Source organism: Streptomyces jeddahensis (assembly GCF_001642995.1).
Classification (GTDB): domain Bacteria; phylum Actinomycetota; class Actinomycetes; order Streptomycetales; family Streptomycetaceae; genus Streptomyces; species Streptomyces jeddahensis.
In genome coordinates this window covers 1-7,760 of sequence record NZ_LOHS01000082.1, presented here as the reverse complement: position 1 = coordinate 7,760, position 7,760 = coordinate 1, and the positions used below count along the sequence as shown (strand labels likewise).

Sequence of the window (7,760 nt, the reverse complement as noted above, 5' to 3'; positions counted from 1 at the left end):
AGCCGGAGCCGGTGGAGTGTGCCGTTCACGTTCAGGGTGACGTCGACCTGGGGCACTTCCGGCGGCGCCTGTCCGGCCGACCGTGCCTCGTTTTCCACATGCTTCATGGCGCCTCAATTCTGATTTTCCGGAGGGTTACTTGCCAGGCAAGGGAAATTCTTTGATTCTGGCCCTGCAGCCAGATGTCGCTGCTCGATAAAGGTCACAATCCGCCACGTTGTGCAATTATGCCATTGAAGAGAAATGATCGCCGAGCACCTATACGTGTGAGGTTCGGCGACGGGCGCCGGGGAGTCTGTTACGCGATTTCCGTGCTCGACCAGCACATCGGAACGCGTCCACGTCCGCATGATCCGCTCAAGGGTATCCCGCCAGGGACGCTACGAATGCGAGTTCATAGGCAGCGGGACCCTGTCCTGTAGTACGCATTCCCGCTGCACCCGTCAGCCTACATCCGCGCGAGGCAGTCCCGATGATCGACGACCTCTCAGCCCCGATGCACCGAGTGCCGCCACACCCTGCATGTCAACGCCGACGCCCGGATTTCCTCGAGCGCCTGCTCCTCGCCCGCCGTCACGCCACCGGCGCCCGCGAAAAGCACCCAGCTCGACCTCGCCCGAGAGAGTTGGCATTCCTGTAGTTGATGACATAACCGTCAGGCAGGGAAGGAACGCGTCACGGCCACGACCCTAGGTACGCGAGTACCCCCTTCGCTGCCACGCGGCGGCCCCAATGAGCCGCAACACGATGCTCCGAGATTTCCTGCGCTCACGCCGTGCGCGGGTGACACCCGAGGAGGCGGGTCTGCCGCTCGGGCCTGGAGCGCGCCGTGTGCCGGCCTTCGGCGGGAAGAGGTGGCCGACCTCGCCGGTTTCGAGATGTCTCAGCGGAGATCCCTGTCATCGATCTCCGTGGGCGACGTCATTGCCGAGCAGCGAGTCGAACCCGGTCGGCACGCCGATCTCACGCAGAAATGATCAGTTAATCTGGATCCCGCCAGCTGCCAGGAATCCCTTGACCTCAGCCACAGCGAGCGGGGTCAGGCGCACTGTGGCATTTCTGCCGCCCCTTTCGAGCGCAGGATCCGCCACCGGGTGCCCCGGCGGACGGCTGTCCGCTCGTACCGATGGGGGAAAGCGAACCGCCCATGAGGAAAACCGTACGGAACGAGACTTCTCCCGTTCCTAGGCGACTGTGGATTTCAGAGAGTACCCAGGGCCGGGTGACGCCAGCCGAGCTCTTCTTCGACTTGGTGTTCGTCTTCGTCGTCACCCAGGTCACCCACGCGGTAGAAACCCATCCCGGGTGGGAGGGCCTCCTCAAGGCACTGTTCCCGATGGTCATCGTGTGGTGGATGTTCAGCGGATTCGGATGGCTCACCAACGCGGTGCGACCCGACGCCGTGCAAGTACGCCTCCTGCTGATGCTTGCCATGACCGGCTTCTTCATCATGGGGCTGGATATCCCTTACGCCTTCTCACCCGAGGGTTGGGCCTTCCCCTTGGCGTATCTGGCCGTCGTTGCCATCCACGGGATCGTCTATCTGACAGCCAATGTCCCGTCAGCGCGGCAGGCCATCCGTCGCAACATGCCGTTCAACGCCGCGGCCGGCATTCTCGTACTCGTCGCCCCACACCTGCCGGAAGCATGGGGCTGGGTGTGCTGGGCCATCGCCGTGCCGGTCCTCTACCTATCGCCCTTCTTGGGCCGCATCCGCGGCTTCGTCCTTGAGCCGCATCACTTCGTGGAGCGGCACGCACTGCTGCTGATGGTGGTTCTGGGTGAGTCGGTGGTTGCTATCGGGATTGGCGCCCAAGGATCGGAGAGCCGCGCGGTGGATGCGCCTTTGGCGCTCGGCGTGGCGTTGGGGATCGCCGTGGCGTCGGGCCTGTGGTGGGTGTACTTCGACGGGGATGAAACGCGGGCTGACGCGGAGTTCGAGAAGGCCACCGAGCACCGTCGCCAAATGCTCGCCTACTACGCATTCACCGGCGCACACCTCGTGATGATTGTCGGCATCATTCTGGTCGCCGCCGGGATCACCAACGCCATCCACCACTTCGACGGTCATGCGCACCAGTGGTGGCTGGGCTGCGGCACAGCGGTATTCCTCCTGGGTCACGCGGCCTACCGAGGCTTGCTGGGAAGCGGACGGATCACCGACCGCCTGGTCGGGGCTGTGTGCGCGGTGCCGCTGGGAGCAACAGCGTCCATCGCCGGCTGGATCGGCATGACCATGATTGTGGTCGTCCTGACGGCCATCGCCACCGTGGACCACCGCCTGGCGTCACAAAGGACCCAAGCGTCACTAAGGACCCAAGCCTCTAAAAGGACTCAAGCCTCTTAGACGACCCTGAGTACTGGCTGACACATCGCCTACGTCGACAACCTCGCCTTCACCGCCACGAGAGACGTCCACGACGGGATCCTCTACCCACGAGCACCTGACCCTGTACCGGACGCCCTGAGCGCCAGCGCGTACTCCCCCGGCGTGCCGCGGCGAGGTGAAGGATCCGGGCGAAGGGCTCGGAACCGGCCCTCGCCCTCATGACCGATTCCGTCGACGTCGGCGGCTTCGACACGATCGGCAAGATCCCGGGCGAATGACACAGCCGACCACGCGGCCCGCGTAGTAGTCAGCCCTCGTCCCGGCGGGTCGGCGACCCTGATGTGCACATTGCGTTGGAGCGGCGCGCGACGTCTCGTCGCCGGCGAACAGATGGTCGCCGACGCCCACATGCTCCAGGTCGAGCCGTAGCCGATTTAGCCCGCCGAATCGGACTTCACCACTCTCTCCGACTTGACCACTCACTCCAGGCCCTCAGGGATGCTCTGCTCGACCCAGACGGTCTTGCCGTCGTCGGTGTAGCGGGTTCCCCAACGTTCGGAGCACCGGGCGACGAGGAGCAGCCCCCGGCCTCCCTCGTCGGTGGTACGGGCGTGCCGCAGCCGTGGAGAGGTGCTGCTGCCGTCGGAGACTTCGCACGTCAGAACATGGCTGCGGATGAGTCGCAGCCGCACAGGAGGCTTGGCGTAGCGGATGGCGTTGGTGACGAGCTCACTGGCTATCAGTTCGGTGGTGAACGATGCTTCGTCCATGTCCCACGCTGTGAGCTGCCGGGTGACGAGCGACCGGGCCGTGGAGACCACGGCCGGATCGCTCGGCAGGTCCCACGACACAACCCGCGCCGGACCCAGCGTGTGCGTGCGGGCGACCTGAACGGCGGCGTCTTCCCGGAGCGGGCTCGGGACCAGTGCTTCGGTCAGCATGCTGCACGCCTGGCGCGCGGAGCCGGAAAAACCGGCGAGGAGGTCGGCCAAGCGTTCGCGGCCCCGATCTTCGGGCTGTTCCTGGAAGAGGCCCGGGGTGTACAGCGCGAGCATCGAGTTCTCGGGAAGGTCGATGTCGATCTTCCCCAAGGGCGCGCCGGCGCAGCTCAGTGCGGCGCCCGGTGGCTCCTCCAGGAGGGCAACGGCGCCGTCCGGGTGCACGACCACGGGCCAGGGGTGACCGGCGCTGGAGACCGAGCAGCGCCGGGCCACGGGATCGTAGATCAAGTAGAGGCAGGTGGCGCCGGCCTCGTCTCCGTCAGCAGACCTCCCGGTCTGCCGCACCTGGCATGGTTCGTCGTCCACCGTGCCGGTGCCGTTGCTGAGGCGGCGGACCAGGTCGTCGAGCCGGGCAAGTAGTTCATCCGGTTCCAGGTCCAGGTCCGACAGCGTGTGCACCGCTGCGCGGAGCCGTCCTGCGGCTGCGGCGGTCTGTACACCGCGGCCGGGCACCCGGCCGGCGACGAGGGCCACCCGGGCTCCGGAGAGTGGTACGGCGTCGACCCAGTCGCCGCCGGAACCCGCCTGCACGTACTCGTGCGCCACATCCAGGGCGTGGTCAGTGGGGAGTCCGCTGGGACGCAGGGCGTGCCGCAGTGCGACCAGGGAATTTCCCTCACGCAGGTATCGGCGGGCATTGTCCAGGCATGCGGCGGTGCGCAGGGCGAGCTCTCCGGCCAGGGTCAGATCGTCACGTTCGAAAGGCCTGCGCTCCCCCCAGCGACAGAACGTGGCGAGCCCGCTAGCTCGGTTCTGTGTGACCAGCGGCACGAGCATCAGCGAGTGGACCTCTTCCCTGCGCGCCCGCAAGCCGCGCAACGTCCGCTGTCCGACAGGGCTCAGAGGATCGACGATGCGCGGCTGAAGGTCTGCCAGGGCCTCGGCAGCGGTCACCGGTGGGAGGGCGCCGTCCTGGTCGTCGGCCGCCGTTCCGGGGGCCCCGTCGTCCCGGGAGCGGGAAGCTGCCCGGCGGAGCACGGTGTCGCGGTGTACGGGACCGGGTTCGAGGTCCTCTCCCGCAAACACCGGCTCCAGCACCTCCACCGCCATGCAGTCGGCCAGTCCGGGCACGGACACCTCCGCCAGGCCCCGGGCGGTGTCGAGCACATCGAGGGTGGACCCGATCCGTGTGCCGGCTTGCGCAAGCACCTTCAGCCGCTCCTGCGCCAGGTGACGGTCGGTGACATCGACCGTGGCGTCAGCGACGCCCAGGAGCCGCCCGTGAGCATCCTCCAGTCGGAAGCATGAAGCCGAATAGGCGTGGTCATGATCGGGATCTCCCGGTGGGCGCAACCACTTCTCGACGCCGATCGCCGGCTGTCCCGTGGCGAGCACCTGCTGCATCACACGCTCCACCTGTTCGGCAGCGAAGCCGGGCCACGCCTCCGTGGGGCGCTTACCGACGGCTTCTGCCACCGAGGTGCCCTGCATGCCTTCGGCCGCGGGGTTGAACCGGATGAGCCGCAGGTCGGGATCAAGCAGGTACAGGCCTATGGGAGAGACAGTGAACAGTGTCTCCAGGAGGGCCTGGTCGAGTTCCGCCGTCAAGTTTCCCTGCTCCGCAGGGGCGAGCGTCACCCCCCAGCACGTGCCCGCCGCGCCTCCGTGCTCGGGACGGACGGTGATTCGGCAGGGCAGAGAGGCACCGTCCTCGCGTCGCAGTGGAACGGCGAATTCGTCGATGACCGCGAGCGAGTGCGCGGCGGGGCCGGCACCGGCCAGCAGGTCCCATGCCGGGCGCCCCAGCATTGCATCCGCCGGGTAGCCCAGCAGCCCTTCGGCCTCCGAGCTCCACCCGACCACTGTGCCCTGCTGGTCGATAAGGATGTGGGCCTTGTTCTCCGCCGGGACCCCACCATGGGGACCACTGCGCTTGGTGGCGTGAGATGCACCCATAGTCATCAGCTTTCACTCGCCTCAGAACTCGGTACGCCCTCAGTGTCCTCCGAGACGCTCGCGCGCGACATCAGAGCCAACTGCTGGTCGTGGATTCGTTGAGCTGCTCAACCAAGTCCGAGGCGCGCGATTCCTCACCGAATCTGCTGGGTGCCCTCACAGAGCAGGGGGAAGGCGGAAACAGGTAGCGGGAGACGTTGCCGAATATCTGCCCGGCTGCCGGGATCAGGGCGAAGGTGATGAGCGTATAGACGAACAGCCTTGGGGAGCAGGGTGTCGCACACCCTGCTCCCCAAGTGTTTCGGCCCGGCCGTCCCGCTGATGCGCTACGCCCCGTCCTTGGATTCCCCCGCCGAAGGTGCTGGCCCGGGCCGCCGCGGGGATCCTGCCGCCTCCGTCGGCCGGGCGGGGAGCTCGGTAGCGGCCCAGCCCGCCAGGAAGGTGAGGGCCTGCGCGCTCGGCGAGTGCGGTTCCGCCGTGTACACGAGCAGGCTCTGGTCCGTGGAGCCGCGCACATCCAACACTTGGAAGTCCAGGCTCAGTTCCCCGGCAATCGCGTGGACGAACTCCTTACGGCCTTGCCGCTGGGCCCGCACCCTGTGGTCGGACCACCATCGGCGGAAGTCGGGGTCCTTCAAGGACAGTTCCCCGACGAGGCGGGCGAGTTCGGGATCGTTCGGGTAACGGCCGGCATCCATGCGGAGGTAGGCCACACACTCCTGCGCGACCGTCTCCCAGTCCGCGTACAAGCCGCGGACCTCGGGGTCGAGAAAGGTGAGCCAGATATGGTTGCGCCGCTTGGCCGGCAGCCTGGAGTAGTCGGTGAACAGCGCGGCGCTCAGGCTGTTCCACGCCAGGATGTCCATGCGACGGCCGAGCACGAGTGCCGGGACATTCACCATGCTGCCCAGAAGGACCTGGGTGGCCTGCGACACCCGCTGATTCCTCGGTGCGGTCGCCGTGCCGGAGATGCCGGCTTCGGCCGCACACCGCAGCAGGTACTCCTCCTCGTCGGGCCGCAGCTCGAGGGCCCGCGCCAGGGCACTGAGGATGGCAGGCGACGCGGACTTCACGCGGCCCTGTTCCAGCCTCACGATGTAGTCCACGCTGACGCCCGCCAGCGAGGCGAGTTCCTCACGCCTCAGTCCCGGCACCCGGCGGTGCCCGGACGTCGGCAGCCCCACCTGCTCCGCACTGACCCGGGCGCGGCATGCGCGCAGGTATTCACCGAGTTCTGTCACGGCAGCCTCCTTCCCGTACGACTCATGCGAGTCATACGACGGGTCAGTTGGTGACCTTCGCATCGTCATGGTCCGTGGACAGGGCGAGGTCCCGCCAGGTGTCGGTCTCCTCGCGAAGCTGAGCGATCTTACGGTCCATGGCCCCCACGCAGTCGCTGCCGAGCTGGGCGCGCAGCGGCGGGTTAGCGGCGTCGGCGAGAGCGAGGATGGCCGTGGCACCCTTGACCGGGTCACCGGGCTGGGCGTGGTTGAGCCCGGGGACGGCCTGACGCACGGCGCCGGCGGTCTCGGCGTAGTCGGAGATGATCCGGCCCTCCGTGAGCAGGCTCGTGGCGTCGAGGAAGTCGGTGCGGAAGTATCCCGGCTCGACAATCGTGACCTGGATCCCCAGCGGTGCCAGTTCGGCGCGCATCGCCTCGGAGAGGCCCTCCACGGCGAACTTGGTGGAGCAGTAGACGCCGAAGCCCGCCGCGCTCTCGAAGCCCCCGATGGAACTCAGGTTGAGAACGCGGCCCGACCTCTGCCTGCGCATGACCGGCAGAACGGCGCGGGTGACGTTGGCCAGACCGAAGACGTTGGTGTCGTACACCGAGCGGAACGCGGCATCGGTGGTTTCCTCCACCGCACCCAGCACACCGCGTCCTGCGTTGTTGACCAGGATGTCGATCGTGCCAAACCTCTCCACGGCTGCCTCGACAGCCTCACGGGCCTGCGCCTCGTCGGTGACGTCCAGGCCGACAGCGAGCACGTTGTCCCCGTACTGCGAGAGCGCGTCCTGTACGCCCTTCGGATTGCGGGCCGTCGCCACGACCTTGTCGCCCCGCTCCAGTGCCTGGCGCGCGATCTCCAGGCCGAAACCGCGGGACGCACCAGTGATGAACCAAGTGGCCATGCCACTACCTCTCATTCGTTTGATTCTAGAAAAATCGGGTCAGATGTAGCTATTGATTCCGGGACTCGGCCCGGCCCGAGCGGACGGCGATGGCCCCTGCTGCTACAGCCAGCAGTGCCACGAGCAGTCCGAACCACGAGAAGGCGGCCGCGACGCCGAACCGGGAAGCGGCGGCGCCCAGAACGACCACCGGCACACTCACCGCCATGTAGGCCAAGGCGAAGAACCCCGGCAGGAGCTGGGGGTGGCCCTTGGCGATCATCGCCGCCGTCACGGTGCTCGTGGACCCCATGAATGACAGGCCGAAGCCTGCGCCGGTGATCGCCGCGCCGAAGAAGAACAACAGGGCGTGGGCGGTGTCGTACCCGATCACGGACATCCCGACCCCGGCTACGAGCAGC

Annotated in this window: 4 protein-coding genes and 2 pseudogenes; 2 read left to right on the top strand and 4 right to left on the bottom strand. The window is 67.1% G+C overall.

Annotated elements, in window-relative coordinates; all coding sequences use genetic code 11:
• Positions 1-732 precede the first annotated feature (732 nt).
• Positions 733-872 (top strand): annotated as a pseudogene (locus STSP_RS40240) (transcriptional regulator); the annotation flags it as partial.
• A gap of 350 nt (positions 873-1,222) precedes the next feature.
• The gene (locus tag STSP_RS17465) at positions 1,223-2,347 is read left to right on the top strand and encodes a low temperature requirement protein A (RefSeq protein WP_067278608.1); all 1,125 of its coding nucleotides are present in this window, start codon (positions 1,223-1,225) and stop codon (positions 2,345-2,347) included.
• A gap of 461 nt (positions 2,348-2,808) precedes the next feature.
• On the opposite strand, the gene STSP_RS17460 is transcribed toward STSP_RS17465, so the two are convergent.
• The 4 genes and pseudogenes from STSP_RS17460 to STSP_RS17445 all read right to left on the bottom strand — a co-directional run.
• Complete coding sequence (locus tag STSP_RS17460) at positions 2,809-5,226, bottom strand: SpoIIE family protein phosphatase (protein WP_067278606.1); 2,418 nt, start codon at positions 5,224-5,226, stop codon at positions 2,809-2,811.
• Between the two features lie 326 nt (positions 5,227-5,552).
• Positions 5,553-6,467 carry a helix-turn-helix domain-containing protein gene (locus STSP_RS17455; RefSeq protein WP_232789689.1) on the bottom strand — a complete coding sequence of 305 codons (915 nt, stop codon included), beginning with the start codon at positions 6,465-6,467 and terminating at the stop codon, positions 5,553-5,555.
• Between the two features lie 43 nt (positions 6,468-6,510).
• Complete coding sequence (locus STSP_RS17450; protein WP_067278603.1) at positions 6,511-7,359, bottom strand: oxidoreductase; 849 nt, start codon at positions 7,357-7,359, stop codon at positions 6,511-6,513.
• Positions 7,360-7,408: 49 nt separating this feature from the next.
• Positions 7,409-7,760 (bottom strand): annotated as a pseudogene (locus STSP_RS17445) (hypothetical protein); the annotation flags it as partial.